This window comes from Chromatiaceae bacterium (assembly GCA_024235395.1).
In the GTDB taxonomy this organism is placed as follows: Bacteria; Pseudomonadota; Gammaproteobacteria; order Chromatiales; family Chromatiaceae; genus Thiosocius.
On the sequence record JACKMK010000004.1, the window covers coordinates 480999 to 507967 of the forward strand.

The 26969-nt window shown below is 64.1% G+C and carries 20 protein-coding genes and 1 tRNA gene; 6 read left to right on the plus strand and 15 right to left on the minus strand.

Features of this window, described 5'->3' with window-relative positions; genetic code table 11:
• Positions 1-5 precede the first annotated feature (5 nt).
• The 10 genes from H6955_20695 to H6955_20740 form a co-directional block, all read right to left on the minus strand.
• Positions 6-659, minus strand: a complete 654-nt coding sequence (locus tag H6955_20695; protein MCP5315989.1) for an AAA family ATPase — start codon at positions 657-659, stop codon at positions 6-8.
• Positions 652-1479, minus strand: a complete 828-nt coding sequence (locus H6955_20700) for a hypothetical protein (protein ID MCP5315990.1) — start codon at positions 1477-1479, stop codon at positions 652-654. Before H6955_20700 ends, H6955_20695 begins: the two co-directional genes overlap by 8 nt.
• A complete protein-coding gene (locus H6955_20705; protein MCP5315991.1) occupies positions 1476-1673 on the minus strand; it encodes a hypothetical protein in 198 nt (65 codons plus the stop codon). Before H6955_20705 ends, H6955_20700 begins: the two co-directional genes overlap by 4 nt.
• Positions 1666-1902 (minus strand): hypothetical protein, encoded by a 237-nt coding sequence (locus H6955_20710; protein MCP5315992.1) that lies wholly within the window; start codon positions 1900-1902, stop codon positions 1666-1668. The genes H6955_20705 and H6955_20710 overlap by 8 nt, the downstream gene beginning before the upstream one ends.
• A complete protein-coding gene (locus H6955_20715) occupies positions 1899-2186 on the minus strand; it encodes a hypothetical protein (GenBank protein ID MCP5315993.1) in 288 nt (95 codons plus the stop codon). Before H6955_20715 ends, H6955_20710 begins: the two co-directional genes overlap by 4 nt.
• Positions 2183-2551, minus strand: coding sequence for a hypothetical protein (locus H6955_20720; GenBank protein MCP5315994.1), 369 nt, complete (start codon positions 2549-2551; stop codon positions 2183-2185). Before H6955_20720 ends, H6955_20715 begins: the two co-directional genes overlap by 4 nt.
• The gene (locus tag H6955_20725) at positions 2548-2754 is read right to left on the minus strand and encodes a hypothetical protein (protein MCP5315995.1); all 207 of its coding nucleotides are present in this window, start codon (positions 2752-2754) and stop codon (positions 2548-2550) included. The genes H6955_20720 and H6955_20725 overlap by 4 nt, the downstream gene beginning before the upstream one ends.
• A gap of 96 nt (positions 2755-2850) precedes the next feature.
• Positions 2851-3438 (minus strand): hypothetical protein, encoded by a 588-nt coding sequence (locus tag H6955_20730; protein ID MCP5315996.1) that lies wholly within the window; start codon positions 3436-3438, stop codon positions 2851-2853.
• Positions 3431-4486 carry a site-specific integrase gene (locus H6955_20735; GenBank protein MCP5315997.1) on the minus strand — a complete coding sequence of 352 codons (1056 nt, stop codon included), beginning with the start codon at positions 4484-4486 and terminating at the stop codon, positions 3431-3433. The genes H6955_20730 and H6955_20735 overlap by 8 nt, the downstream gene beginning before the upstream one ends.
• Before the next feature lie 78 nt (positions 4487-4564).
• Positions 4565-4652 (minus strand) — tRNA-Leu (locus H6955_20740).
• 197 nt (positions 4653-4849) lie between these two features.
• On the opposite strand from H6955_20740, the gene H6955_20745 reads away from it, so the two are divergent.
• On the plus strand, positions 4850-5608 hold the full coding sequence (locus tag H6955_20745; GenBank protein ID MCP5315998.1) for a hypothetical protein: 759 nt from the start codon (positions 4850-4852) through the stop codon (positions 5606-5608).
• Positions 5609-5682: 74 nt separating this feature from the next.
• Positions 5683-6195: a cytochrome P460 family protein gene (locus H6955_20750; GenBank protein ID MCP5315999.1), complete on the plus strand. Its 513-nt coding sequence runs from the start codon at positions 5683-5685 to the stop codon at positions 6193-6195.
• A 30-nt stretch (positions 6196-6225) separates the two neighbouring features.
• On the opposite strand, the gene H6955_20755 is transcribed toward H6955_20750, so the two are convergent.
• On the minus strand, positions 6226-14022 hold the full coding sequence (locus H6955_20755; GenBank protein ID MCP5316000.1) for a hypothetical protein: 7797 nt from the start codon (positions 14020-14022) through the stop codon (positions 6226-6228).
• Positions 14023-14026: 4 nt separating this feature from the next.
• Positions 14027-17542, minus strand: coding sequence for a hypothetical protein (locus H6955_20760; GenBank protein MCP5316001.1), 3516 nt, complete (start codon positions 17540-17542; stop codon positions 14027-14029).
• A gap of 293 nt (positions 17543-17835) precedes the next feature.
• On the opposite strand from H6955_20760, the gene H6955_20765 reads away from it, so the two are divergent.
• From H6955_20765 to H6955_20780, 4 genes are all read left to right on the plus strand, one after another.
• Positions 17836-18648 carry a hypothetical protein gene (locus tag H6955_20765; GenBank protein ID MCP5316002.1) on the plus strand — a complete coding sequence of 271 codons (813 nt, stop codon included), beginning with the start codon at positions 17836-17838 and terminating at the stop codon, positions 18646-18648.
• Entirely contained in the window at positions 18641-19708 is a 1068-nt protein-coding gene (locus H6955_20770) for a hypothetical protein (protein ID MCP5316003.1), read from the plus strand. The genes H6955_20765 and H6955_20770 overlap by 8 nt, the downstream gene beginning before the upstream one ends.
• Before the next feature lie 254 nt (positions 19709-19962).
• Positions 19963-20889, plus strand: a complete 927-nt coding sequence (locus H6955_20775; GenBank protein MCP5316004.1) for a DUF3011 domain-containing protein — start codon at positions 19963-19965, stop codon at positions 20887-20889.
• 383 nt (positions 20890-21272) lie between these two features.
• The gene (locus tag H6955_20780; protein MCP5316005.1) at positions 21273-21944 is read left to right on the plus strand and encodes a flavodoxin reductase; all 672 of its coding nucleotides are present in this window, start codon (positions 21273-21275) and stop codon (positions 21942-21944) included.
• A 65-nt stretch (positions 21945-22009) separates the two neighbouring features.
• Here the strand turns inward: H6955_20780 and H6955_20785 are convergent, their stop codons facing one another.
• The 3 genes from H6955_20785 to H6955_20795 form a co-directional block, all read right to left on the minus strand.
• On the minus strand, positions 22010-23059 hold the full coding sequence (locus tag H6955_20785; GenBank protein MCP5316006.1) for a putative zinc-binding metallopeptidase: 1050 nt from the start codon (positions 23057-23059) through the stop codon (positions 22010-22012).
• Positions 23060-23297: 238 nt separating this feature from the next.
• Complete coding sequence (locus H6955_20790) at positions 23298-23846, minus strand: hypothetical protein (GenBank protein MCP5316007.1); 549 nt, start codon at positions 23844-23846, stop codon at positions 23298-23300.
• A 74-nt stretch (positions 23847-23920) separates the two neighbouring features.
• Positions 23921-26962, minus strand: coding sequence for an efflux RND transporter permease subunit (locus H6955_20795; GenBank protein MCP5316008.1), 3042 nt, complete (start codon positions 26960-26962; stop codon positions 23921-23923).
• Between the last annotated feature and the right edge of the window lie 7 nt (positions 26963-26969).

Below are 26969 nucleotides of genomic sequence, written 5' to 3' on the forward strand. Positions count from 1 at the left end.
CCTTCTCACTGCTCGACCATCAGCGTGCCGTCTACGGCGCCAGGAAGGCTGGAGTGCCCGCGGCCTCGATCCTTGGCGCCGTGCCCAGGGTGATGGACGATGACGGCTGTCGCATTGTGAGGGCGTGTGACCAGGTCGATCACGTTGTTGACGAACGCGCCCATGTCGGCGTCGCTGGATTCAGACTTACCGGACCCGAAGTTGCGCGCCAGCGTGTCGACGAACACAGCGACCGGCATGTTTGGCCAATCCTTTTGAAGCTCGGCTATCTCGTCGGCCAACCCCTGCGCGTAGGCTTCGCCGGTCAGGTAGACCGGTTTGGTCCGAAGGTAGAACGGCGCGTCCTCCTCGAGTCCGCGCGCCTTGGCGAATGCCTGGATCCGGGCCTCGATGTCCTCGACGGCCTCGCCAGCGACGTACACCACCATCGCGTGCATGCTGCGGCGTCCGCACCAGTCTTTCCCCTGTGCCAGGTGCAGCGCCATATCGAGCGCGACAAGCGACTTGCCGGCCTTCGACTGCCCATGTAGCTGATAGACGTTGCCACGCTTCAGCAACTTTTCGACCAGCCAATCCCATACCAGCTTGCGCTGCATGATCTCGGTCAGTGATAGGTAGAGCGACGGTGGCAGTTCCGTTTCGATGTTCCGATCAGCCAACACGTACCGCCTCCCGCTGCAACAGATGCAGGTCGCAGAAGTCGGTCGGTCTTCCGCCCACGTCCAGGCCGTTGAACTTGGGATAGATCACCTTCGCGCCGACCGCCGCAGCGGCCTGCCGCGCGTGCGTCAACCCTGGGTTTCCCGCTGTCCACTGATCGTTATCGGCCGCGATCGCCAGCGGCGTGCCTGGATACTTCTCACGCAGTGCCTTGGCGACGTGAATCAGATTGCCGCAATTGAACGCGACGGCGACCTGTGCGTGTTTCTCGAAATACAGGTGCAGCGCCGCGCCCGTTGCGAAGCCTTCGCAGACGTATATCGCGTGCGAGTCGCCGCGGATCGGGTAGTACAACCCCTGAGTGCGACCACCGCGTAGAAACCGCTTGTCGCCTGCCTGATCGATGGTTTGGCAATTCCACAGCCGGCCGTCGCTGTCGAACATCGGGATCACCAGCAGCCTGTCGCGCTGACGAATACCCAGGGGCAGCACGGCTTTGCGCTTCAGGTATTCGTGCCACATCGCTCGGCCGGCACTGTGCCAGAGTGCACTGGCATTGCTTGCGGCCGTGTCTCGCGCCTTGTCGCGCTCCCTGTCGGCTTTTTGTATGCGCTCCAACTGGTCACCCAGCCAATCCGAGGCGCTGCCGACGCGGCCGCTCCAGCCGCACCGGTGGCACACGAAAACGCCCTTGTCTGGATTCGCGGACAGCGAGGGCGCACGCTTGTCTGCGCAAGCCGGCGATGGACACCGGACATGCTGTTCGCCATGCGGTCGGCGCAGCGTGATGCCGAGATCTGACCAGGTTGACGTGTTCATGCGTCGCTCTCTTGGTCAGACAGAAAGCCGTCGACGATGCGGTGACCGGTCAAGATCTCCTGACGGCATGCCTCTGCGCTCGCATCAAGTGCGTCGGCGACGATCCGCAGCAGTGCAGCCACACGGTGCGTCTGGTGATAGGGTTGTTCGCCGGGATGTTGCGTCAGAATCTCGCGAACGCTGCTATCATCCATGTTGGTCACCCACTCGAAACGGGCGGCCGTCAGCTTCATCTTCCGCGCCGCCCTCGGTCCCCACCTCGGCGGCGTTTCCTTCCTCGTCTTCCTCAAGGTTCCGCGCGATCGTGTCGGCGATTTCGTCGACCAACACGGCGAATTCCATACCCCGGAGTTGGTTTTGCATCTCTTCAAATGCAAGGTGACGCAGTGTCAGTGCAAGTTGTTGAGCTGCGTAGGTGTTCATTTCTTACCCCCAGCCGCTTCTTCCTGTGCTTTCAGTCGCCCCCAGAGTTCTTGGTGGATTGCATCGAGTTCGTTCGTGAGATCATTGGCGAACGAGTGCAGCCAATACAGGTATCGATCCTCGGAAACCACGATGCCCTCTTCCTCGGCCATTGCTCGATCAGCCAACAGGAATGCAATCGCCCGTTGCAGGTGCACAATCTCGCTGTGACGGTCGGATAGCGTTGTGTCCGCCGCGTCCTTCACATGGAAGCGATCCAGGTCTTTCTCGGGTGCCTTGCTCATTTTTCAGCCCTCCGACGCTTCGGCTGGCTCAGCTTTTCGTCTTGGCTGAGCATGTATTCGGCGTCCTGTCTTGCATACGAGCAGCGTGCGATCAGGTACAGGTACTCACGTAGCGTCCATAGCGCTCCCTTGACCCGTTCACTCGTTGGCGGCCACTGCTCGTTGCCGTGGGCCTCCCAAAGAATGTGCAGCGCATCCGCGGCGTTGAGGGCCATCGACTCGGGATCGAGGTAGCGTGAAAGCGTCTCAAGCGTTTCCCGATGTTCATCCTGAATCGCGTTGCCGGAATCGATGGCGGCGCGAACTTCGCCTGCGATTTCGTGGAACGCCAGCATGGCGTCGACGGAACTTTCGATTTTGTTCATGCTGCACCGACCTTGCCGCCGGAGCGCAGCCACTCGAAATAGCGGTCCTCATCGATGTAGACGGCGCGACCGTTGCGCACGATTGCGCCGGACTCAGCCAGGCCGTTGTTGTTCTCGTTGAAAATCTGCCAGCGCAGACCGCCGGCCTTGATGCCGGAATCGGCATGCTTGATGGCAAACGCATTGACGCGAATGAGTGCCATAGAAACCTCCACAGTATTGGTTAACGGTGCCCAATCCTTGGGCTTGCTGTGGAGGTTAGGATGAGATTAGAGAGACGTCTCCGACAGAATTCGGCCTTATTTTTTGGCGGAACGTTTCGACCTTAACCAGCGCTCGGCCCACTCCAAGACAAGATCGTGATCATCATTCTGCGGATCGCTTCGGTACACAGTGACGCCTTTCGTTTGGCTGAGTCGTGCGCGAAACAGTAAATCCTGCTCGGCTCTCGGTCTAAGTGCCTTTATCCATCGTTCAATAGTGCGGTCGCTGGCGTGGTATCCGAGCTGTCGGAGCCGGTCTTTGGCGTCAGCAGTCGTGATTTTCTCCAGCACGAGATCGAACATTACTCCGTACATCGGGCTGTCCAGGGTTTCCCATTCAGCTTTGAATTTCTGCTTTTCTCCGAATATCTGACGGACGCCGATTCGTTTCTTGTAGGAATTCCAAGAATCGCCGTACTTCCCGGCTTGGATCAGCTCGAGCAGGAAAGCCGCAGCTGCCTTGGTGCTTTCTTCACTTGGAACGACGTAGCTCGAACCAAGATTCTGAGTGATTGTGTTGACGAATTCTTCAATCTTCTCCGTCGTGACATTGATGTCGAATTGCTCTTCAAAACTTTTCCGAAACACTTCCGGCCTCTGATTCGGGATTTTCTGCTTAGTCATCGCCAAACACCCCCGCCGCCATCCGGTCGACCAGGCCGCGCTTGTGTTGTTCGGTCAGGTGGCTGTAGCGCTTAACCATCTGCAGTGTCTTGTGCCCCAGGACTTCGGCCAACTCGGCCAATGTCGCGCCGTGCATGGCGAGATAAGACGCCGCGGTATGGCGTAGATCATGAAATCGGAAATCGGCAATCTCAGCGGCTCTCAGGGCCTCGCGCCAACACCGATCGAAGTCCTGTTGCACAGTGAACAGGCGATCATCGGTCAGGCTGCGCACCCTGCCCCGCTCAGTCAGCAGGTCGGCGGCGATCTTCGGGATGGGGACCGTGCGGGCTTCGCCGTTCTTGGTGTCGATCAGCTGGATCAGGGACCGCTTGAGGTCGACCTGTGGCCAGCGTAGCGACAGGATTTCACCCTTGCGCATACCGGTGGTGATCGCGAGCAGGACGGCCGGGTAAAGGTCGGGATTTTCATTGGCCTTTGCAGCCGATAGCAGTCGCTTGCGTTCGTCGTCATCGAGAAACCGAGTGCGGCCTGCAGACTCGGCCCTGCGCGCCACATTGCGGACTGGCGACGACTCCACCCAATGCCATTCCTTCACCGCATGCTTGTACGCCGCGCCGACGGCGGCCAGGTAACGGTTGATTGTTGCCCCGGTCAGGTGATTGCCGAGTCGGTTGGTCTGCTGTTCGAGGCGGTCACGGCACTCGGCGATATCGCTGGGCCGGATCTCAGACAGGTAGCGGTGTCCTAGCTGCTCTTTCCACCAACCCAATCGGGTTTCGAGGTTTCGCCGATCCTTGTTGTGGACCTTCTTGGGGATCGCCTCGCGAATGTACTTGTCGACCAGATCGCCAAACGTGCGCTTGCGCTCCTTGGTCGTGGGGACGTACTCGCCGTGGGATACCTTTGATTCGATGTCCCGCGCCCATGCCTTCGCATCGGTCAGTCGCTTGAACGTCCGCGTTCTTGGCGCCTCACCACGTAGGCGGACTTGGACTTGATAGCTGGTCTTGCCGTCGCGCCCTTCCCGTTTGCGGATCGTTGCCATCGGCTGCCACCTCTTGCCACTTGCTGTGACAAAAGTGTGGCATACGATTCCAATGTGAGTAAGCGCTAACCCCGTGAGTGGTGCCCGGAGCCGGGGTCGAACCGGCACAGCCGCAATGGCTGGCGGATTTTAAGTCCGCTGCGTCTACCTGTTCCGCCATCCGGGCCGGTTCGGCGCTTTGGCCACGAATTCTAACATCCCGGGCCATCCTGTCGGCCGATGCGCGCGGACGAATCGACGGTCCCGCGGAATAAAACCGGCGCGCCGGTTGTTCACCCCTGCAAGGCACAACGGCCTAAGACCGCTGCGCCGCTCGCGGTTTTGGTGTCACCACCGACACCCCATCTACTCAGGAGAATCTCAATGAACAACAGGTGGCTGCCGGCGGCGTTCGCCGGCCTGATTGGGCTTTCCAGCGGAATGATCGTGCCCGCAGCAGCGGCACCGCGCAGCGACGACGGCGTTGGTCGCAGCGATCGATTCGACGGGCATACGCGCGGTCGCGCCGGCGACCGCCGCCACGGGTTGCCGGCGAAGGTCGAGGTGTTCGCGCCGCAACGCAATCACCGCGTCGGAATCGGTGGCCGCGGCTGGATCGTCGACCTCGCCGTCGCGTTCGATGTCCCGCTGGCTCAGACCGGATTCACCATCAACCCGAATGGAACCCCGGGCTTCCAGATCACCGGCCCCGCGGCGCACAACGACGTGCCGCCGTTTCCCGGCACTTTCAGCGCCGGCGCGGATGACCGCCTGCCGGGCCTGATCGTATTGCTGACCACGACGACGGTTGGCGCCGGGCCCTGTCTCAACGTCGCCAACCTGTTCAACCTGACTGGGATCACCGACGTCGACGACGACGAGGCGGAGATCTGGGACAGCTGGATCATCGGTGCACCCAACTTTGGTGTCGATACATCGAGTACCTTGTTCGTGGCGCTCGCCGACGACCTGGACGGCGACGGCATCTACAACGACGCACCCGACGTGGTACCCGACTCGGATGGCGATGGCGTGTGCACGCAGCAGGACCTCATGGACCTCGGCGTGGCCTCGAACATCGAGCAGGTCAAGTTCTTCATCAACGGCCCTGTGGATCTCGGAGATCTGCCGGTCGTTCCGTGAACCGTGGTGACCTCGAACGGGGCGCGATCCACTGGAGCGGCCCCGGTCACCCCGCCAACCCACCAGGAGGAAATATGCCAATCCATCGATTTCATTACGCCCTGCTCGCCGCGTCGCTCTGCATACCGGTCGCCGGCGGCGCCCGCGCCGCCGATGTCGCCCCGGCGCCAAACGGCATCGAGATACCGGCTGGCTACAAGGACTGGCGGGCAATTGGTGTATCGCACCGTACCGACAACCAGACCCTGCGACTGATCCTCGGCAACGATACCGCGATCGCCGCGGCCCGTGCCGGTCAGACCCGTCCCTGGCCCGATGGCGCCATCCTCGCCAAGATCGTGCTCAAAGATGCCGCTCATTCGCATTGGCCCGCGGCCACGGTGCCCGGCAGGTTCGTGCACGCCGAATTCATGCTGAAGGACTCGGCGAAGTATGCCTCGACCGGCGGTTGGGGCTATGCGCGCTGGATCGGTGAACAGCAGACACCCTATGGCAGCGACGCCAATTTCGCTCAGGAATGCCACGGCTGCCACACGCCAATGCAGGACAACGATTTCGTGTTCACGGAACCCGTGCCGTTGCCGTGATGCCGTTCGGAGCCGAGAGGTCCCGCGGCGTCAGTCGTCGCCCGGCGGTCCCAGCTGCGACAGGGTGTCGAATGCGAGGAACTGTTTCGTCTGTTTGATCCAGATCCCCAGCTTGCCGTCACGCCAGCGCAGCTGCAGACCGAGCACCAGATCGCTGAGTTCGATACTGCCGCTGAGCGACACGTCGTCGAGTGTGATCTGCGGCAGTTCTATCAGTGGAGACTGGCCCGGGTTCGACGGCGGTGGGGAGTCCGACAGGTGTGGGAACGTCAACTCGAAGCCCTCTGGATTCAGCGTGGGCTGCTCCCAGTAGGTGAATGGCAGAGGCCCCGGATCGTTCGGGGCGCTGGACGGCCCCGGATTGGTCGTGAGGATCGAGACCGGGAAGGTCACCGACGGTGGCTGCACCTGCACACCGGACCGCAGGTAGAGGGCGGTGTGCGGTGTTGCGGACAATGTCGGCAGCGGCACCACGACACCCTCCAGATCGAACAGCGTGATGCCTTTGATATCCACCAGGTCGGCGAGCACCTGGTTGCTCGAGTTACCCGACAGGTTCGGCAGGTCGATCGCGATTCGTTGCGCAATGATCGGTAACGATTGATCGGCGCGTGCACCTGGCAGACGCAGCGCCAGGGTCCAATCGAGATCGAACCGACACGCCGCGAGACGACCGGACGATCGCACCGAGAACCGGCCGCCCAGGGTCGCACCGAGGGCCAGGCCGGCGACCTGGATGTTGCCGGGCAGTGCCGATCCGGTCAGATCGAGCGCGAACCGCGCCTGACCCTGGACATGCAGCCGGTCTTCACACAACGCCACCTCGCCCTGCAACCAGTGATGGCCCTGCCAGAACACCCGACCGGAGGCGCGCGCGCACCAGCCATCGTCGTCGGCCTCGATACCGACGCGACCGGCGACCTCGACACCGCCGAGGGCAAGCCGGCCCTCTCCTCCCAATTTCAACCGCGGTGCCGCGCCCGTGAATCCCAGCTGGCCGCGCAGCGTCGCGTCGACCTCGCCCAGGGCGAAGCCCTTGATCGTCGACGGTTTGTCACCGAGTGCAAGACGTGCGGCGAGCGCCAGTCCATCGGGTGTCAGTTCGGCGGACACCGCCGTGCAGGCGACGCCGAGCAGCTGCAGGTCGCCATCTGCAGTCAGGTGGAAATCGCGACCCGGGCCGAGGCGCCCCTGTGCAGCGAGTTCGATTCGGTAGAGTGGCGTCTGTGCCGCGATCCGCAACGGTGAGGTATGTTCCAGTGCACCGCTCAGCATGATGTGCGCGTCACTGATATCGACCGCCCCCGCGATACGCAGCGCGTCGTCGAACAGCTGGAGTTCGCCGTCGCCCTGGAGGCGAAAGTGGCCGCGGCTGTCGGCAACGATCCCGGCAGGCCGCTCAACACCGACGACCAGACGCGCCAACGCGCCTGGCAATGTCCATTCGCCACTCAAGGCGGCACTGAACTGCGCCCAGGAATCGGCGCCGGCCGCCCGTCCACGCAGCGCGATGCGCCCGTGTACGCTCAAAGGCAATGCCACGTCGATGCCCGCCACCGACAGCTGCAACGGCTCGACCGCCGCCGTCGTCGCGAGCGCAAAACGTCCGTCCGCATACTGGGTCCCGACGAAGCGATATTGCTGCGCGGCAAGCAGGGTTACCCGTGCCGCGACGACCACCGCCGGCACACCGCGGTCCTCGATCGCGGCGAGCAGGTCCTCATCGCCGAATCCCGCCAGATCATCGACCGTCCATGCGACCGTCGCAGTCGTGGCCGGCATCGCCGACGGCGTCCGCCGCACGACTGGCAGCACACCCTGCGCCGGGCCACGCACATCGATGTGCAACGGATCATCACTGCGACGCTCGGCGCGCTCGATCCGAAGATCCGTGTAACGCGCGGCGCTGTTCCACCAGCTGTCGAGACCGACCTGCCCCTCTGTCAGCGGGCGGTCTGCATCCACGACGTCGCACCACAGGGCATCGTCGACCCAGATCTGGATATGCGTCGTGTAGCGCGGTTTCGACGAGGTCCGCGCGGTGCGCGCAAGTTCCTGTGCCGCGACGCGCATGCCTTGTCGCCGGCGTTCGAGCGCGATGCCCTGCTGTGGCACGCTGCGGGCCTCGATGCGAACCCTGTAGGTCCGATTGGGCACATACGCCGCCTCGGTGTGTTGCAGTACCCGGGTCACACCGGCCTTGAGGCGCGTCAGGCGCCATGTTCGTTGCGCCGAGGTGATGCGAAAGCGGTAGTAGCTGGTATCACCCTGTACGTGGAACAGCACGCCGATCCCGTCGTCATCGCCCGAGGCGAGACCGACCGTGATCCGCAGGTCCTGCAAGGGCTCGGTCTCGCGCACCAGCGCGGCTCCATAGCGTGCGGTCGAGTTGTCGCCGACGTTGTGGTCCTGCAGCAAGGCGCCGCCGCTGACCCGCCAATGGCCCGTCTGTCCCCGCTTCAGCCCGTGATCGATCGCACGCCATCCACGCAGCGGATTGCGCGAGAAACGGTCATGCACCACTTCGACCCAACGCACCTGACCGTCGGGTAACGGTGTCGTGTCCGTTGGATCAGCCTGAATTGCCGCGCGCATCTCCCCGGGTGAGATCAAAAGGAACACCGCGCTCGCCGCGAAGCCGGCAAAGCTGCCGTTGAGTTCGACGCGACGCAGCTCACGTGGCAGCGACGCCAGCAACTCGTCGACTGCGACCGGCGGCGGATCGCGCGTGAGATCGTCCACCAGGTCGCCGATCTCGTCACCCGCCTGCGCGATACGCTCGCGCAGTGCATCGATGACGGCGGCCAGGTGCCGGGCCAGGGCGATCACGGTACCGACATTGATCCGCACATCGAGCGTGCGGGTGATCACCCGCCCCTGTTCCGGGAACATCGCGAGCACCGGCGGTGGCAGGCTGATCCGTGCATCCTGCAGCTGCGCCCACATGATGTCCGCGAGATGCCCGGTGGGATCGACCGGCAGGCCGGGATCGGCCACCAGTCCCAGCAACTCGAAGACCATCAGCGGGTCCCGCCGCGGGAAGGGTCGGCGCAGCTCGAAATGCACGCCGAATCCCGCGAACCGCAGATCGGTGCAGTAGCGTTCGAAAAACGGCGTGGCGTCGGCGAGGAACGGGATCGGTACCGCGCCCAGGATGACCTGGTAGTCGTCACACACCTGGGTGAAGCCAAGCGCCTCGTCACCCAGATCCATGTCGAACGCGTACAGCGTGTTTGGTGCCGGCAAGGGGCCGAAAAACGGCGAGACCTTGGCGCGCTTAACGTCGACACGCAGGATTCCCGGCGCGTGGAACTGCAGACCGTCCCAGGCCGGCGTGCAGGGACCGCCGGAGGGCGCGGGCATCTCGGTACTGCGCAGATCGATGTCGAACGCGAGCAACGGCAGCAGAAAGTCCACCTCGCCGAGCACGATCGGGATCAGGTCGACCTTGAACTTCAGCCGGCTGTTGCGCGGCAGACGCAGCCCGGCACCGATCCTTGCCGAGCTGTCGACGTCTTCGATCAGCTGCGGCGACAGCTGCAGCTCGCCCGCAAAATCCACCAGCAGCGAGTTCTTGCTGTACCCATAGCCGATCAGCAGCCGGTCGAACACGATCCCGTTGCCGGGGTAGCGGCCGAAGTCGGGCAACCGGATTGGATCGCTGCCGCCCTCGACCGAAAAGAACACCGCGTCGGCCGACAGCCCGAGCTTGAACGCCAGCTGTTCCAGCGGTTTGAGCGGATCGTCGGGGGCGAAGCCCTGCAACGAGGCTCCGCCTTCGACACGGATATCGGTCGGGTTGTCGAACGGCAGCACGAACTGCGCATCGACGATCACGAACTGCAGCCGCGTATCGAAGTGCAGCGAGCCCACCGAGCTGTCGACTGCATCCTGGTAGACCTCGACCATACCCTGATAGGCGGCCTGGGCGCTGCTGTCGCTGTACTCGCCGAGCATCCGGTGCACGGCCATGATCGCCCCGGTCAGGAACTTGTTGCCCGTATCGTGGAAGATCCGCTTGCGGATCTCCGGCAGGCTGCGATAGCGCAGTTGGAACAGCTGCGCCGCGTACCCGGGATCGTCGGAGGGGCTGGCCTCGAGCTGTTCCAAGGTGTCGATTTTCAGCGCCAGCTCGTCGCTGTCGTCGGCCAGACGTTCGTCGATGGTCGCCTCGATTGCCTGCCAGGTCGCTGCATCCCAGTGTCCGTCCGAGCCCCGCAAGGCATCCAGATCACCGCGCGCTATCGGCAACTCGGGCAATGCAACCGGGATCTCCAGGCGATCGAATCCGAACGCGAGCCGTTGTTCCGACAACGCCAACCGAATCGTCGTCGAGAAGCCGGCGGCCTCCAGGCCGATCGCGAACTCGAACGCGAAATCCCCGACGTCGTCCTGCGCCAGTGCGCCCAGCCTGATCGCAATGTGCCGCGGCCGGAAAGCGATCTCCAGATCGAGATCGATCTCGTCGGCCGCGCTGGCGGCATCGCCACCGACGGCGCCGCGCAGCAGATCGAACAGATCGATATCGAGTGCTGCCTCGCCGAAGGTGCACAGCAGATCGGTCTGCAGGCGGTCGCCGACGAACTGCAGCGTCAGTGTGGCATCGCCGGACAGGGTCGAGAGCTGTGGCCCACCGAACAACCCCTTGAGTCGGTCGACGATCGGCGGGAGGTGAGGCAGGCCGATCTCGGCGGGCGTGACCGGGCGCAACGCGAACCGGCCCGCAAAGCCGATCTGTCCCGACAGCTGCGCGTCGTCGCGCAGGGCCAGGGTCGCCGCCTCGACGACGATGTGCACCACCGGTTCGCTCTGCGGCAGGCCGGGCAGATCGACATCGATTTCCACCAGGTCCAGCAGCGACAGCGACAGTTGTGATCCATCCCCGCCGACCGCGGCACTCAGTTGTGCGCGAATCCATCCGCCCTGCCCCGGGCTGCGCAACGTGATCAACCCGCTCGGTCCCAGCCCGCTGATCGCGCGAGGGCGCAGCTCCAGCGACACCGCCGCGTCACCGGAGAAGTGCCCATCGGCACCCTGCTGGACCGCGTTCAGTACGAACGCAATGTTGCGTAGGTCCGGACGCAATGCGCCCGGCAGCGACGCCAGCAGTGCATCCGCGTCGGCAAGCGCCGCGCGGAAACCGAGTTGCCAGGCGCCGGATGTCCACAGCAACTCGGCACTGAGTTCGGCATCGAGCGATGGTTGCGGCAACCCAGCAGGCAGATCGAAGCTGCCGAGGCTCTCCCAGTCGGCCGTGCCACGCAGTACCACGCCGGTGATCACACCATCCGCCAGTGTGACCTGAAGTGCACCGCCGAACGACAGACCCGCAAGTCCGTCGAACACGACCTGCGCGTCGTTCAACGCGATCTCCAGGCGTGTCTCGACGCCGGCATACTCGAGGCGCATCTGTGAGCTGCCCAACAGGATAGGCTCGGCAATGCCCTGCAGGTGAAGCGTCACGCCGCCGATCTCGCCGAACAGCGCAAAACGGGACGGGCTCAGCGCACCATCGAGATGCAGCACATCGATCGACAGGCTGCCCGCACCGTTGAGATCGACCTCGACCGCGCTGCCGTGCAACGCCAGCCGCACCTGGTCGGCCGTTGGCCCCTGCTGCAGGGTGAGGCGCGCCAGCAGCGGACCGGAGAACATCGCAGACTGCAGTTGCCCGCCGATTTCAAGCCGGCTGCCGGGGCGCCCATCGAGCAGCAGCAGGCCGTCGACCGAGGTCAGACCCAGCGACATCTGATCGAACAGTTCCAGCATTACGGGTGCCGTCACCCACGACTGGCGAAACGCCGCGCCGGTCGACCCGATCGCAATCAGTCCCAACTCCACCTGCAGCGCCTCCGCGCTGCCCGGCGGCCGCCAGTTCAGCGTGCCCCGTCGCGCCATCAGGCCGACGAATGCCGCGTCGAACCCGAGATCGAGAATCGGCTGTGGGCTTGCGTCGGGATTGAGATCGATCACGCAGTCTTCGATGCGCAGCGCGAGCGCGTCGCCCAGTTGCAGCTCGGCATTGAACCCGGACAGCTCCAGGCTCAATTGCTCGATGCCAGACGCGGTCGCGACCGCCTCCAACCGGCTGTGGAGGTTTTCGACCGAGACGTGCCAGGGCGTACCTGCGAACAACGCCAGGTTCCAGACGGCGTCCATCTGCAGACGGCCCTGTGTCGCGTAGGACAAGGTCAGCGCCGGGGCATCGAAACTGCCCTGCAGCAACACCACTCCTTCAAACGTCACGTCGAGCATTCCACGCGCACTGCCAAGAAGATCGGTGCTGCCGTCGCCCGCCAGCACGCCGCCCGCGTCCAGCGTATCGAACTGCAGGCGAGCACCGTCTCCCAACTCGACCATCAGCGGCGTCGATGACAACTCGAGGTTCACGCGGGTGCGCGTGCTGCCGCCGTCAAGTTCCAGCGCGAAGCGTGCTCCGATCAGTGCCCGTCCGAATGGCAACTGCAGCAGACCGGCGATTGCCACGCCCAGTTGCCAGCGTTCGGGGACGCCGGCCGCCTGGTCATCGGGCAGATAGACCAGTGTGCCGCTGGCCTCGCGCAGCGCCACGCGGAAACCGCCGGCGACTCGTGCAACCGACTGCGAGGCGGGACCGGTCGGATCCGCCGGATCGATGGCCCATGCCTGCTCGACGACCGCCAACAATCCCTGGTTGCCGATCGCGAGATCGCTCAGCCGCAGCGCGATGTCGGCGCCCGGCACACCGTCGATGTCAAACGGCAGACGCCACGTCAGGGTTGCATCACGTGCATGTGCACCGACAAAGCCGGCGGAGAAGCCGGCATCGCGAAGCCGACGCGACGTCTGACCGGGTGAGAGATCCAGCGTCAACGCAGGGACCGTCAGACGCAGTCCCGTCGCGCCGATCTGTGCCGAGTCGAGTGAACATTCGACACCGCCGCCGCTCTGCAGACCGCGCGCGGTGCTGAAGCCGAGCGTACCGATGCTTGCACGCAGTTCGCATTGATACGGCTCCGGAAGCGGTTCACCCTCAAGGACCTGTGGCGCGACGCCCGACGCACTGTGCGCCGCCGTCTTGATCGGCACCAGCAGCCAACGCGGCAGGCCGAGCGATAGCGTCAGGCGCTGTACCGCCGCTTCGATCGTCGGCGTGACCAGGCGCGTCAGATCATCCGGGGCGAAATCGATCGAGGGGCTGAACAGCATCGACAGGCGGGCCTGTGCATGCGCAGGCGTCGCCGTATCGATGTGGTGCTCGAACACATAGTCGACGGGGTCGACGCCGGCTGCATGCATCGCCACTGCAATGTCACTCGCGTCGGCGGCCGCATCGCCGGTCGGCGTTACCGCGAGTGCACCATGTCGGTCCGCAAAGTCGTCGAGAAACTGCTGCACCGGATCTTGTGCGTCGATCAGCGTGACGATTGTGGCCGCAATCAGACCTGGGTCATCCGCGGCAGTGATCCCGCGCAGGAAGTCGTAACCAGCGCGCGCTTCCTGGGCTATCGCCGCCGCATCGAACTCGGCCGCATAACGCAGCATCGGCAGACGGTAAGACAGCGTCCCTTCCAGTACGCTCGGCGAGCCCGGTACAGCTGCCGGGTTCAATGCGAGGCGCATCCCTCCGACGGGCAGATCGAGCGCTATCGCCTGCGGCAATACCAGCTTGAAGGTGCACGACTGGCCATCGCCGGCCGGGTTTGGCGACACCTTCAGGTCGCGCACGAATACGCGGGCCAGCAATGTCTGAAGCACCGCATCGCCGAACCAGACGGCCACCTCACCGAGATGGCGACGCAATGCATTGACGTCGAACAGGGTCTGCAGACTCGCCAACTGGGTCATGGTGTCAGCGCCCCAGGAAATCGATCCCGCCGCGGCGGTGATACCAGCCAACGAACTGCGTCGTGAGCGCCAACGGCTTGATGTCGCCATCGCCGTCGTAGGCATTGATCCGCTGTTCGAACGGGACCAGGTCGGTCTGCAGATCGGCAATCGTCGCCGCGACCTCGTCACCCAGGCCGACCAGGCGCTCGATCCACTCGACCAACTGTTCAGCGGTATCACCTGCGCCGGCGTCGGTCTCGGCCGCCTGCTCCAGCACCTGCATCACGGCGCTGCGCATCGTGAAGATCTGCGCAAAGTTCACGATCATCGCGCCCATCCACGCGACCAGGTCATCGGTCGGTGCCTTGCGCCGCAGGTCGTCCTCGAAAAAGCGGAAATAGGCATCGTCACCACGCACTGCAAGATCCTCCTGCAGGCGCCGCAGGGACGCGACCAGCGCATCGCGTGGCGCCATGGCGCCACCGCGCACGCGGCGGCCCAGGTCGTGTCGCAACAGATACGCTATGACATCCGGAAACAGGTCCTTGTCGGGCGCCGAGGCATTGAAATAGTGGCGGGCAATCGCCTCGCCTCGCCGCTCCGTCGATGCCCCGGGATGATCGGTGTCCCAATCTTTCTCGAACGCCGAATGGGAACGATCCAGTTGCAGGGTAAACGCGGCCGCGATGTCCCCCACCCACAGCGCGGCGGCAACGGCGTCGAGCACGGTATGCGAGAAGTCGTTTGGCATCAGCAGCGATGCATCGACGCCGGGCAAAGAGATCGCATAGGTCAGCTCGGCATTGGTGATGGTACGCGGGACTGCCGCCTGCTGTCCGCGCACCACGTCCAGGCCGACGAAGATATGGTGGAGATCGATGACGTCGCCACCGTCGATGTAGAAGGCGGTGTAATCGCGGAACAGCAGCAACGCGGTATCGATCGCCTCGCCCATCAACATCGTCGGTTGCGGCAAACGGTCGAGAATCGCATCCTCAAGACCGGGATCCGGCGTCACGGCCGACACGATCTTGCCGTCGGCGTCGTGCGTCACCGTGCCGATCAGCACATCGAACATGCGTGACAGCACACCGTTGTTCCGGTCTTCCCGATTGGTGGCTCCCACCAGGCTGTGCCGCTCCTTGGTCAGCATGCGCAGGCGCGTCATCAGCGTGTCCAGCGAATCGTCGGGATGCTGGCCTGTCAGCGTGTCGAGCAGGTCGCGCAGGTCACGCTCGAAACGCTGATAACTGGCGACAACGATGATCGCGTCGGACTTGGCACGCGCCCATGCGGCGGTGCCGGCGGGTATGCTCCGGGTATGCCCCGCGATCGCGATCGCATCGATACCGAGCCGCTCCTTCAGCGGGTCCTCGTAGTTACTCGGCACGAATGCCGGATCGATCAGTTCGGTCGCCTCGTTGAACGTGATGAGAAACCAGGTCTCGTCGTCGACCAGCCGCTTGCCGTGAACCGTGATCGGCACAGGCCGCTGACCGGTCGTCTGCCCAACCAGATTGTGCTGGGAGTCGGTGACCTGTTCGCCCGCCGCGTCCCATGCCTCGGCCGAGACCTTCACGACCTGCGGTGAACGTCGGATCGAAACCCGGTTGTCCGGCATGATGAACGAATGCGCCATCGGGTGTTCGGCCACGTCGGCGGGCAGACCCGCCAGATAGGCATCGGAGAACAGAAACGCGGGATCGGCCGAGTGGGAATAGAACAGCGGCGCTTCCGGCGTCAGCATGGGCGCCATTGGGTGCAAGTGGCCGTCGGCCGCAACTCCGGCTGACGACGGCACCAACGCGAAGACATGGACGCCATTCGCCAGGTGCTCTACGTGAATCAGGTGCAGGCGGGCCAGCGCCGGACTGTGAGGGAACCCACCTACCGTGGCCATGAGCGTAAGGTACTGGTCCCGGGTCAGTGCGATACCGACCAGTTCATCGGCGGCGATGCCGGGCAGATCGGCAAGATGCAGGCTTGCACCGTTCCAATCGAGAATTTCGATGCGCAGGTCGGCGAACGGCAACTCGCCCGCGACCCGCTGGTCGTCACTGATCAGGCCCTGTTGGCTGAGCATCTCCCCCGCGTCGCGGTCAACCAGTGCACGCCGGGCGCGACTCGCGTAGAGGTAGACACCGGCCTCGTCGATCGCACTCGTCAACCATGCGGGTACGAATCCTTCGGTGGCCGGGCCGACATCGACGAACACCTTGCGCCAGCGTGCGCTGCGCCACGCCCGATAGGGTGCATCCAGCGAATCGTGCACCGCGAGCCGTGTCAGATCCAGGATATCGTCGAGACGGTGCGCGACGACCGGCCGGTAGTCCACGGACGCCACCGCCGGCACGCCCAGGGGACGCAGATAGCGGATCCTGAACACCGTCGGCAGCCAGACCGGATCCTGACGCGGCAGCTGCAGCGCGATCGCAGTCGTGTAGCCGGCATCGCCACTGGCGCTCAGCGCGACCATGTACTCGCCCATGGGTGAGCTGACGTGGGCCCTGGTCGGTCCGTTGTCACCGATCGGCAGCTGCACCCGCAACGGATCGAAATCCCCGATCGTCAGGTCTCCGCGCAGCAACGGCCAACCGTCGGTCGGGTAATCGACCGTGTGCGGGATGTCGGCGGCGCGTTGCACGCGCACGCTCGCAGGGGCACCGGCGACGGCCGCGTAATTGCGGTAGAAATCGAGTGAGTGGCCGTGCTCGTTGCGTATGTCGATGTACGCATACTTCGCCGTCCACCAGGTCGCTATCCAGGTGGCCAGGTCGGGTGGCGGTGTCCCCGGAAATTCCAGTGCACCCTGCGCCCACAATGCAGTGAAGAAGTGACAGGGATCGAGATAGGCCAGAAGTTGCTCGCGCTGCATGGCCTCGAGGAAATCACGCGCCGCATCGTCCTGTGCGCCGCTGCTGTCGACCATCAGGACATTCTCGGCGGCACGCAGCCGCGCGAGTGTGAAATCCGGACGCGGGTCGGACAGCACGACCTCGATCGAGACGCTGTCGGTTGCGAATCGCCCGAGGTAGTCGCCCGTTCGCACGCGCGGTCGCGCATAAGGGGCAAGGGCCGCGTCGTCGCCCGCGAGCAGGGTCGCAACCTCACTGGCCCCGTCGGCAGCGGTGTCGACCCCAAGCAGGTCGATGGTCGGATTCAGCGACGGACCGAAGATCGCGTTGTAATCCAGTTGTGCGGCCCACAGCCGCTGTAGCAGGCCGTCCCCCTGACGCAAGGTCTGGCCATCGGCTTCGACCAGTGAGTCGAGCTCGATGCCACGATAGACAATGAACTGCACCGGGGAATCGGGAAAACCTGGCGAGCGATCCGGCGACAGCACACAGTTGAGCCGGTTGGCGACCTCGCTGTACTGGAAAAACAGCGTGCCCTCGGTGACCGCGTGGGCCGGGCGCGCCGATATCGCGGTGAGTGTCGCGGTGACCCGCCAGCGGTCCGGATCGAGCGCCGCAAAGGCGCCGTCTTCGGCCTGCGGGACCAGGTCCGGCAAGGCGCAATAGAAACAGTAACGCTTCAAATGCCAGTGTCTCCCGAGGCACCCTGGGGTACCAGAGAGATTCGGCACGATCTGTTGAACGCCCGTGGCGACCGAGCCAAATCGGTTGTCCTTGAACCCTAGTCCAGACGCCCGTTACCGGCAAGACCCGGTGACACGACCTCAGGGACAGTTCGGGGACCGCCTCTCGAACCCGGTGCCCCGACGCTGCGCATCGCGACGGTACCGAGGACACCGCGCCGTTCGCGGTGGCCGCGGCATGGCGCCTATACTGCGGGCTCCGATGACGTCGAATACGGGCGATTCATTCCGACATGAGGACAGACTGGGGACCGATGCTGTTGCTGGTCGTCGCGATCGCCGCGGGCCCCGCGGTACTGCTGTTGTGGGCAGTGGTCTACCGGTTGGGTTGCTGGTCGCTGTGTGTGCCCATCGGTGTTGCCGGCGTGCTGACGCTTTTTATCCGCGAACGTCTGCTGTGGCGTCGCCGTTGCCGCGCCGATTGCCTGTTCGAGCAGGATTCGACGTGGCACCGCCTGCTCCGGGGCCGGCTGTTCGCCACCGTCTACGCCGTCGCGTTGGCCGGCGTGTTGAGCGGCGCGCTGGCGAGCGCAGTTCCCACATGGGACTTCACAACGCTTGTCGTGGTCGCGTTCGACGCCCTGTTGCTTGTCGTTCTCTTTCTCGGTGCGCTCCACCTGGGCGGCACGGTGCTCAAGGTGCGTGAACGCCATCGCCGCCTGTTCGCACGCCACTGGGCGGTCGCCGTGAATGTGTTCCTGTTGCTGGGCATACTGCTGTGGATGCAGCTCGACCGGCCGCCACCGGACTATCTCGACGACGGACTCGCGTTGGGCCCGACGCTGCAGACCGCCAGCGCCGGGGTTGCGGCGGTATGTCCAATCGTGGACACCCTGGTGCGCATGCGCGTCGAGGCGGAGGCCGCATCGTGGTGGGTGGCGATTAAGGCCTCACCGCTGGTCGAAGATCACGGCCTCCGCTGGATTGCGTGGCTCGCCTTCCTGGTCGGCGATGCGCTGAGCCTGTGGGGGTACGGCACGCTTTGCGCGGGCCTGATCGACGCGGCTCATCGCCGCCTGACACGTGACGATACCGAGCATGCCTGACAGGCGTGACGTATCGGATGCCGTGCGATGGTTCTGGGTGGCGTTCTGGTCGACCCTCTTGATCCTGCTGCTGCTGTACCTGTATGTGCAGGCGAAGGTGCAGCTGGTGTCCGAAGTGCCCCCGTCGCCGGAGGCGAGCCCCCCCGCGCTATCGCAGACCTATCTGGAAAAACTGCAACAGGTGGTACCGGAGGTGTTTCGAGAGGTGCGAGGCGACCTCGACGTTGCCGTCGCCGAGATCGATGCGTTGGTATCCGAACGGGTCGATGCCGCCTTTGCACCGGTGTACCGGGCAATACCCGACTTTCTGGACTTTCATTATTCACTGCTGGGTGAGTACGCCGAACTGGCTGCCGCGGCATCCGATGACATAGGCCGCGACCTGCAGCGCATCCTGTTTGAAGATACGGACTTCGAAACCGGATTTCAGCATCGCCTGGTTGAGATCACGCACGGCGCCGATGCGATCGAGTCGGAATTTTTTCGACTGTTACGGCGCAGGCTGCACGAGCGCATGGCCGACCATCCCGCGCCTCAGCCGGAGAAGCTCACCGAGCTTGCAGACATCGTGATGCAAGACACGCGGCAACGCTTTGGCACCGGGGACCTGGTGCTCAAAGGCACCGGCGCCCTGGTCGGCGGCGGCGCGGTGGCCACGGCGCTGGCGAAGACGGTCGGGGCCAAGGCCGCCACCAAGCTCGCGGCGAAGGCCGCCGGTAAGACGGCGATCAAGGCGACCGGGGTCGGTGGCAGCGCGACCGCAGGCGCCGCCGCAGGTCTGCTGTGCGGCCCCGCGGCCTGGATCTGCGCACCCGTCGGTGGCGCGGCCGCAGCGGTCGCCGCATGGTTTGCGACCGACAAGGTCGTGCTCGAGGTCGACGAGTACTTCAATCGCGACGCGTTCGAGGCCGAGGTCCGCGGTGCCATCGACACCGAACGCCTGCGCGTCCGCGATACCCTGCGTTCCTCTTACCACGCGCGCCTTCACGCAATGGTCTCGTTCAACGAGTCTCGCCTCAGAGACATGACAACCCGCGAGCTCATCGAGCAGAGTCCCTGAGCCTGGACCGTGGTCCACACGCGCAGCGGATCCCTGCGCTTCGATCTGCGCAGGTATGCGCGGAGACAACTACGTTGCGCAGCCGTGCTCGAACATCGTGGCCCGGGGCGACGCACCCGCCAAGCCCGGGCGCACCGCTGCGCCCCTTCGGGCAGCCGGTTTTGCGCCAGTCGGCCATGCGGGCTAATCTTTTGTTTCGAGCTCGAATATTGGTCGGACAGGCGGTTGCGGAGGCCCCGGTGTTGGAAAAGACGATGATCAGAGGGATTGTTTTGTTGGTGTTTGGTGCCTTGTTGTTCACCGCGCCGGCGATAGCAGAGCAGACGATCCGCTGTAAGAGCGACAACTTCAAATACCGTTATTGCCGCGCACAGACCGACAATCGCGTAACCCTGGTCGAACGGTATTCGGAGACGGACTGCCGCGAAGGTCACAGTTGGGGCTACGACCGCGGCGGCGTGTGGGTGAACCGCGGATGTGAAGCGGCATTCCGCGTCGGCCGATCCCGTCAGGACGACTACGGCAGGCCGTCCGGCAAGACCCTGCGTTGCTCGAGCAACGATTTCCAATACCGGTACTGCAAGGCGCGCACCAACGGTCAGGTTGAACTGCTCAGACAGTACTCGGATACGCGCTGCCAGCAGGGCCGGAACTGGGGCTACGACCGAGGCGGCATCTGGGTCGACCGTGGATGTGATGCCGAATTCAAAGTCGGTCGTTCGGGCTACGACGGCTACCCGGGTTCCTCCGCCAAGACCATCCGTTGTACCAGCGAAAACTACCGTTACCGGCACTGCCGTGTCCCCATCCGTGGCGATGTCGAGCTGGTTCGGCAGTATTCGGATACCCGCTGCCGCGAGGGGCGCAACTGGGGCTACGACCGTCACGGCATATGGGTCAACGACGGTTGCGATGCGGAATTCCGGGTGGGTGGACGCGACGACGGCGGCTATGCCGGCCCCGGCGACAAGAGGATCCGCTGCACCAGCGACGACTACCGGTACCGCTACTGCTCTGCCAGGACCGGCGAACGCGTCACGCTGGTGAAGCAGCATTCCGACACCCGCTGTATCCAGGGACGCAATTGGGGATACGACCGCGGCGGCGTCTGGGTCGATCGCGGATGCGATGCCGAGTTCGAACTCGGTGGAGGTCGTGGGCATCGCGAAGCCGCCTGGTGATACAGGCGGTCGCCCGGGTGGACGCGCCGCCCGGGTGGCCGCCGTGCTTCCAACCTCGATCCCTGTAGCGCGCCGCGCGCATCCACGTCGACGGCCGGACCCGGCCTTGAAGACCGGCCACCTTGGCCCGCGACGTGCCGTAGTGGCTTCCACCTGGCGACGGTCATCACGGCAACGCGCCGTACAGCTCCCGCAACCTCCGATCCAGTGTTGCAAATCGACCGCGACCGGTTGATTTGCACGTGCGCGAGCTCGTCCGGCACCAACCTTCGGTTGACCGCACGGTGTCTGCTGCACGGGGCAGCGCTTCCAAGTCGTCCATCGGACATGGCATGGCTCCTGCTCGGTTCGTGGGCAACACCCGTCACGATGGGAGAATGCCGATGACGATCCACAGATGCCGCTTGCTGATGCGCGAGACCGACACGCACGACGTACAACGGTTCGTGTTCACCCGGCCGGACGGATTCAGCTACGCGCCCGGCCAGGGCGTCGAACTCGCGATCGACCGTGACGACTGGCGCGATGAATGGCGCCCATTCACACCGACCTCGCTGACCGAAGATGCCATCCTCCAATTCATCATCAAGGCCTACCCGTCGCACGACGGCGTAACGACACGGCTGCATGATCTGGCGGTCGGCGACACCGTGTTGCTGCGGGACGTGTTCGGCACCATCCGTTACCGTGGGCCCGGCATGTTCATCGCGGCCGGCACGGGAATCACGCCTTTCGTGTCGATCGCACGTACGCTCGCCGACTCCGGGGCAATGGCCGACAACGCACTGCTGTTCGCCAACAAGACCCACCGCGATGTGGTCGATCAGAATGAATTGATGACGCTGTTCGGGGAGCGTTGTCATTTCGTACTATCGGACGAGGATCACCCGGGTTACATCCACGGGACCGTCGACCGCGAACTACTGCAGCGTCATATCCGCGACATCGCACAGTATTTCTATGTCTGCGGCCCCGACGGCTTCATCGACTCGGTGGTCGACAGCCTCCAATCCCTGGGCGTCGTCAGAGACAAGATCGTTGTCGAAGACGCCTGACAGCGGTTGATCGAACCGGGATTGACCGCACGCCTCTGATACGGCCGCACCCGTTGTCGGACGCGTCACTCACCGGCGCGGTTCGCCTGCACCACTTCGTGGACGAATCGCAGCTTGTCGACGACCCGGGGTGGCACGACGAACGGATAGCTGTCGTCCTGGCCCATACTGCGATTCAGTTCGTTCAGCACCACGCTGAGGTGCATCCATTCGCCCACGCCGTCCTCGAACGAATGCGGCGAGCCATCGCCGACGGCTTCGCCCACGATCCCATAGGCCTTCGCGGTCTCGAGCGTATCGAGCATATGCAGGTAGTGCGCCCAGGTCTCGGCCCAATCCTCCCAGGGGTGGGCACTGGCATACGCCGAGATGAACGCTTCATTCCAGTCGGGTGTGGTGCCTTTCTGATAGTACGCATCCATCGCTGCCGCGTAGTCCCCCCGTTCGTCGCCGAACAATCCACGAAAGCCGCGCAGAAACCCGCTGTCTCGCACCAGGCGGTCCCAAAAATAGTGACCGGACTCGTGCCGCATGTGGCCCAACAGCGTACGATACTGTTCGTTCAATCGCTCGCGCGCGATGACCTGCTGGGCCGGGTCGGCCTCCATCACGTTGACCGTGATCACCCCGTCGGCGTGGCCGGTCGCGACGAAGGCCTGCGGGACATCCGGGTTGCTGCGCTGATCTTCCATGAAGTCGAACGCGAGGCCGGACTGCGGTTCGTCGCCCTTTCCGGCAACCGGCAACCCGAGCACGGACAGGCTGTATAGCAGGCGCCTTTTGGCGGCTTCGAGGCGCGACCAACGCTCGAGGTTGGCCGGCCGGCCGACGTCAGGCACCACACGATTCAGTCTGCAGGCGACACACAGGTCCGTTGTATCGTCGGTGACCGCCAGCCAGTTGCAGATCCCGTGCAGCTCGCCGTTATTGCAGTAGCGGTAGCGCAGCCCGGGCGGCGCGTCGGTATCGAGCGTGGCATATCGACCGTCCCCCTCATCGTGTAGTGCAACCATGCGACCGAGGTCCGGCGCGAACCCGACCGGGCGATTGCAACGCTCACAGACGACACTGTCGAAAAACAGCGCCTGTCCGCAGCTACAGTGGAAGCGTCGCATCGATTCCTGCCTCTTCAACCATCGTATGCAGCAACCAGCAATAGATGTGCCACGCTTCACTGCGCGGCGACGGCAGCCCTATGGATCTGGCAGACGAGCGGTACACACCGACGACCGGTGAGGGAATAGACGGAGCGATTGGGCCGGTCCAACAGCGCGGGCCTTGGGCCCATCCCCGCAGACGATGAACGGCGCCGGCTCGGCACTCGGTCGACCGATCTTCCGCGTTCGACGCCCCTCAGTCGACTTGCCCGGCATCTGCCGGGTCGGGATCGGGCGGCGATTCCGGTTCTATCGAGCAGGCCGACCCGGAACACCCTTCGATCTTGACGTCGTCCGCCGCCAGTACCGCCGCGATCAACCCAACCCCGACCACGACGCCCGCAACCTGGTACCAATCGATCTTTTCGCGCTGATCGGCACCGCTGCCCGATGCGTCGCCATCAGCGGAAAGGCGGGCCAGCAGGGGGTCCACGGCGACACCGTTGATCGACAGGCCCGACCGCTTCAGACCGGCAAATCGCAGATCGACCAACGCCTCGCGCACTTCTCCGTCTCCGGCGAAATGGGGTTCGAACAACCGCCCATCGGAACTCGCCCTCAGCCCCCAGTGAGCCTCCTCCATACCAAAAGGCAACTGCAGATACGCCTGGTAGGCGAAGCCGTCTGCCTGCGCCGGCGCGGCGATCGGCAGCGAACAAAGGAAGGCCAGCATCACTGGGTGTTTGGCGAGCATGGAGATCTCCCGCGTTCCCGTGGTCAGGTTATAGCACGCCGCGTCTTGCATACAACGATTCCGCTGCACGGCAACGACCGTGGCAGTGCGAACCCTTTTTCGACGTCCGCGCGCCGATACGATGTTCAGTCGGGTTCGATCCGGAAGAGAATCGCGTACAGGGTCGGCACGAACACCAGCGTCAACAACGTGGCAAACCCCAGCCCCGCCATGATGGTGATCGACATGTTCACGAAGAACGCATCGGACAACAGGGGTATCAGGCCGAGAATGGTCGTCGCCGCAGCCAACACCACCGGGCGCAGTCGGCTCACGGTCGCATCCAGGGTCGCATCCAGTGGTTGCTTCCCTCCCTCGATCTGCTGATCGATCTCTTCGATCAGGACTATGGCGTTCTTGATCAACAGACCGATCAGTGACAGAGCCCCGAGCAGCGACATGAAGTCGAAGGCACCGTTGGCGCCGAGCAGGCCGGCGGTGATGCCGATGATCGCCAGCGGCACCGTAAGCCAGATGATCAACGGCTGGCGCAGTCTTCCGAACAACAGGATCGTGGTCAGGATCATCAGCAGGAAACCGACCGGCAGGGAGCGCCCCAGGCCTGCCTGCGCCTTCAACGAGTCTTCATACTCGCCGCCCCAGGACAGAGAGTATCCGGGCGGCAGCGCAATCGCCTCGATCTGCGGCCTCAGGCGCTCGAACAGGGGGGTGGCCAATTCGCCGGTTGGATTGCACGAGGCGATGATGGTGCGCATCCGGTTGCGCGAGCGCAGCACGGCATTCTCGAACACGGTCTCGACACCACTGATGACCTGCGCCGCCGGTACCGAAGCCTTGAGCACCGGGCTCCACACGCTGATGTCCTGCAGGTTGCCGACGTCGGCCCGGTCCTCTTCAGGGGCACGCATCAGGATCGGCAGCACCCGGATACCGTCACGATAGCGGCCTACCGGCGTGCCCTCGAACGCATAGCTGAGCGCATCCGCCAGGTCTTCACGCGTGATTCCGAGCTGCCGCCCGACCTGCTCGTTGAACACCGGTCGCACCAACTTGACCGGCTGGCGCCAGTCGTCGCGGATATCCTTCGATTCGGGATCCGCGCGCATGATCGCCTGCGCCTGCTCGGACAGATGACGCAGTACCGCCGGGTCCGGCCCATGGAACCGCGCCTCGATCTTCGAATCGCGCCCGGGCCCGATGCGCATGGACTTGATGATCGGATCGGTCCGTGGCATCTCGGTGCGCAGGTACGCCTCGACCTTTTCCCAGATCTCGGCGATCCGCTCCCGGGTGTCGGTCTGCACGATGATCTGGGCATAGGCGGATGAGATCTCGCGCGGATCGTAGACCAGCGTGAACCGCTCATGCGGGCCGCCGATGACCGTCGTGGTCTGCTCGACGCCCTCCAGGCCGCGCAGGAACTCGCTGACCTTCAACGCATCCTCGCGCGAAGTGCGAATGTCGCTGCCCTCGATCTCCCAGATGTCGACGAAGAACATCGGCGTGTTGGATTCCGGGAAAAAGGCCTGCTTGACGTTCCCGAATCCGATCAGTGCCAGCAGAAACAACCCGACCACGAACGCGACTGTCAGCCAGCGCCTGCGGATCGCCAGCGCGACGAGCCCGCGGAAAGCCGTAAACAACCTGCCGCGGTAAGGATCCCCGCCGTCGCTCGCGTCGGCCTGGCGTGGCTTCAACAGCAGCGAACACAACAACGGCGTGGTGCTGATCGCGGTTACCCAGGACAACAGCAGCGAATAGAGAATCACATAGAACAGCGAGCCGACGAATTCGCCGGTGCTGTCCGGCGAAAGGCCGATCGCCGAGAACGCGAGTATGCCCACCAGGGTGCCGCCGAGCAGTGCCCAGATCGTCTTCCCCACAGTCTCGCGCGCCGCCTCGCGCGCCTTCATCCCGGACTGCATGCGCACCAGCATGCCTTCTGCGACCACGATCGCATTGTCGACCAGCATCCCCAATGCGATCACCAGCGCCCCGAGCGAGATGCGCTGCAGCTCGATCCCGTTGAGATGCATGATCAGCAGCGTACCCGCAACCGTGATCAGCAGCACCGAGCCGATGATCACCCCGGTCCGTATCCCCATGAACAGCAGCAGCACCACGATCACGATCGCCACCGCCTGTCCGACGCTGACCATGAAACCACGCACCGATTTGTCGACCTCGACCGGCTGGTTGTAGATCTCGGTCAACTGCATCCCGACCGGGATGATGGTCTGCAGGTCACGGAACCGGTCATCCAGCTGCCCGCCGACTGCGACCACGTTGACGCCGGCCTGCATCGAGATCCCCAGGGTCAGCGCGGGCTGGCCATCGACGTAATACATCTTGCTGGGGACGTCCTCGTAGGCCCGTCGAATCTCTGCGATGTCCTTGAGATAGACCAGTCGTTTCTCATCGGAGCCGATCAGCACGTCGCCGATCTCGGCCACCGACGCGAATTCACCGGTCGGATTGATGCGCAGGTACTCGGGCCCGACGCGCACCTGCCCCGCATCGGTGACGACGTTCTGGGACTGCAGTACAGCCGCAATCTCGGCGGGCGAGATCCCCAGCTCGCCCAGGCGGGCACGCGAGATGTCGACGTACACAACCTCTTTCTGGGCGCCACCGATGATGACCTTGCGGACGCCGGGCACCAGTACGATCTCGCGCTTGAGTCGGTCGGCGACGTCCCACAGGTCGCGCCAGGTGTAGCCGTGGCCGGTCAGCGCCAGATAGACGCCATAGACGTCGCCAAACTCGTCGATGATCATCGGCGCGTGTGCGCCCGGCGGCAGCTTGGACTGCATGTCCGCCATCTTGCGCCGCAACTCGTCGTAGATATCGGGGAAGTCCTCGGAGCGATACTTGTCCTTGAACTCGATCTGGATGTCCGACAGGCCGGGTCGCGATATGGACATCTTGATGTTCTTGACCTGCTCCATCCGCTGGACGGCGTCTTCGATATGGTAGGTGACTTCGTCCTGGACCTGCTGCGCCGACGCACCCGGATACAGCGTGATGATCTTGGCGAGCTTGATCGTGAAGGCCGGATCCTCCAGCTTGCCCATGTTGTCGAAGGCCCAGATACCGCCCGCGACCAGGATCACGATGACCAGCCAGGAAATGACCGGTCGCCTTACCGAGTATTCGCCGGCATTCATGTCAGCG

What these genes read in the sequence shown, in the direction of transcription:
- H6955_20795 (MCP5316008.1), bottom strand. Translation starts at nt 26,962, where the DNA reads ATGAATGCCGGCGAATACTCGGTAAGGCGACCGGTCATTTCCTGGCTG.
- H6955_20720 (MCP5315994.1), bottom strand. Translation starts at nt 2,551, where the DNA reads ATGAACAAAATCGAAAGTTCCGTCGACGCCATGCTGGCGTTCCACGAA.
- H6955_20735 (MCP5315997.1), bottom strand. Translation starts at nt 4,486, where the DNA reads ATGGCAACGATCCGCAAACGGGAAGGGCGCGACGGCAAGACCAGCTAT.
- H6955_20775 (MCP5316004.1), top strand. Translation starts at nt 19,963, where the DNA reads ATGATCAGAGGGATTGTTTTGTTGGTGTTTGGTGCCTTGTTGTTCACC.
- H6955_20750 (MCP5315999.1), top strand. Translation starts at nt 5,683, where the DNA reads ATGCCAATCCATCGATTTCATTACGCCCTGCTCGCCGCGTCGCTCTGC.
- H6955_20770 (MCP5316003.1), top strand. Translation starts at nt 18,641, where the DNA reads ATGCCTGACAGGCGTGACGTATCGGATGCCGTGCGATGGTTCTGGGTG.
- H6955_20755 (MCP5316000.1), bottom strand. Translation starts at nt 14,022, where the DNA reads ATGACCCAGTTGGCGAGTCTGCAGACCCTGTTCGACGTCAATGCATTG.
- H6955_20715 (MCP5315993.1), bottom strand. Translation starts at nt 2,186, where the DNA reads ATGAGCAAGGCACCCGAGAAAGACCTGGATCGCTTCCATGTGAAGGAC.
- H6955_20710 (MCP5315992.1), bottom strand. Translation starts at nt 1,902, where the DNA reads ATGAACACCTACGCAGCTCAACAACTTGCACTGACACTGCGTCACCTT.
- H6955_20745 (MCP5315998.1), top strand. Translation starts at nt 4,850, where the DNA reads ATGAACAACAGGTGGCTGCCGGCGGCGTTCGCCGGCCTGATTGGGCTT.
- H6955_20730 (MCP5315996.1), bottom strand. Translation starts at nt 3,438, where the DNA reads ATGACTAAGCAGAAAATCCCGAATCAGAGGCCGGAAGTGTTTCGGAAA.
- H6955_20780 (MCP5316005.1), top strand. Translation starts at nt 21,273, where the DNA reads ATGACGATCCACAGATGCCGCTTGCTGATGCGCGAGACCGACACGCAC.
- H6955_20700 (MCP5315990.1), bottom strand. Translation starts at nt 1,479, where the DNA reads ATGAACACGTCAACCTGGTCAGATCTCGGCATCACGCTGCGCCGACCG.
- H6955_20705 (MCP5315991.1), bottom strand. Translation starts at nt 1,673, where the DNA reads ATGGATGATAGCAGCGTTCGCGAGATTCTGACGCAACATCCCGGCGAA.
- H6955_20785 (MCP5316006.1), bottom strand. Translation starts at nt 23,059, where the DNA reads ATGCGACGCTTCCACTGTAGCTGCGGACAGGCGCTGTTTTTCGACAGT.
- H6955_20790 (MCP5316007.1), bottom strand. Translation starts at nt 23,846, where the DNA reads ATGCAAGACGCGGCGTGCTATAACCTGACCACGGGAACGCGGGAGATC.
- H6955_20725 (MCP5315995.1), bottom strand. Translation starts at nt 2,754, where the DNA reads ATGGCACTCATTCGCGTCAATGCGTTTGCCATCAAGCATGCCGATTCC.
- H6955_20765 (MCP5316002.1), top strand. Translation starts at nt 17,836, where the DNA reads ATGAGGACAGACTGGGGACCGATGCTGTTGCTGGTCGTCGCGATCGCC.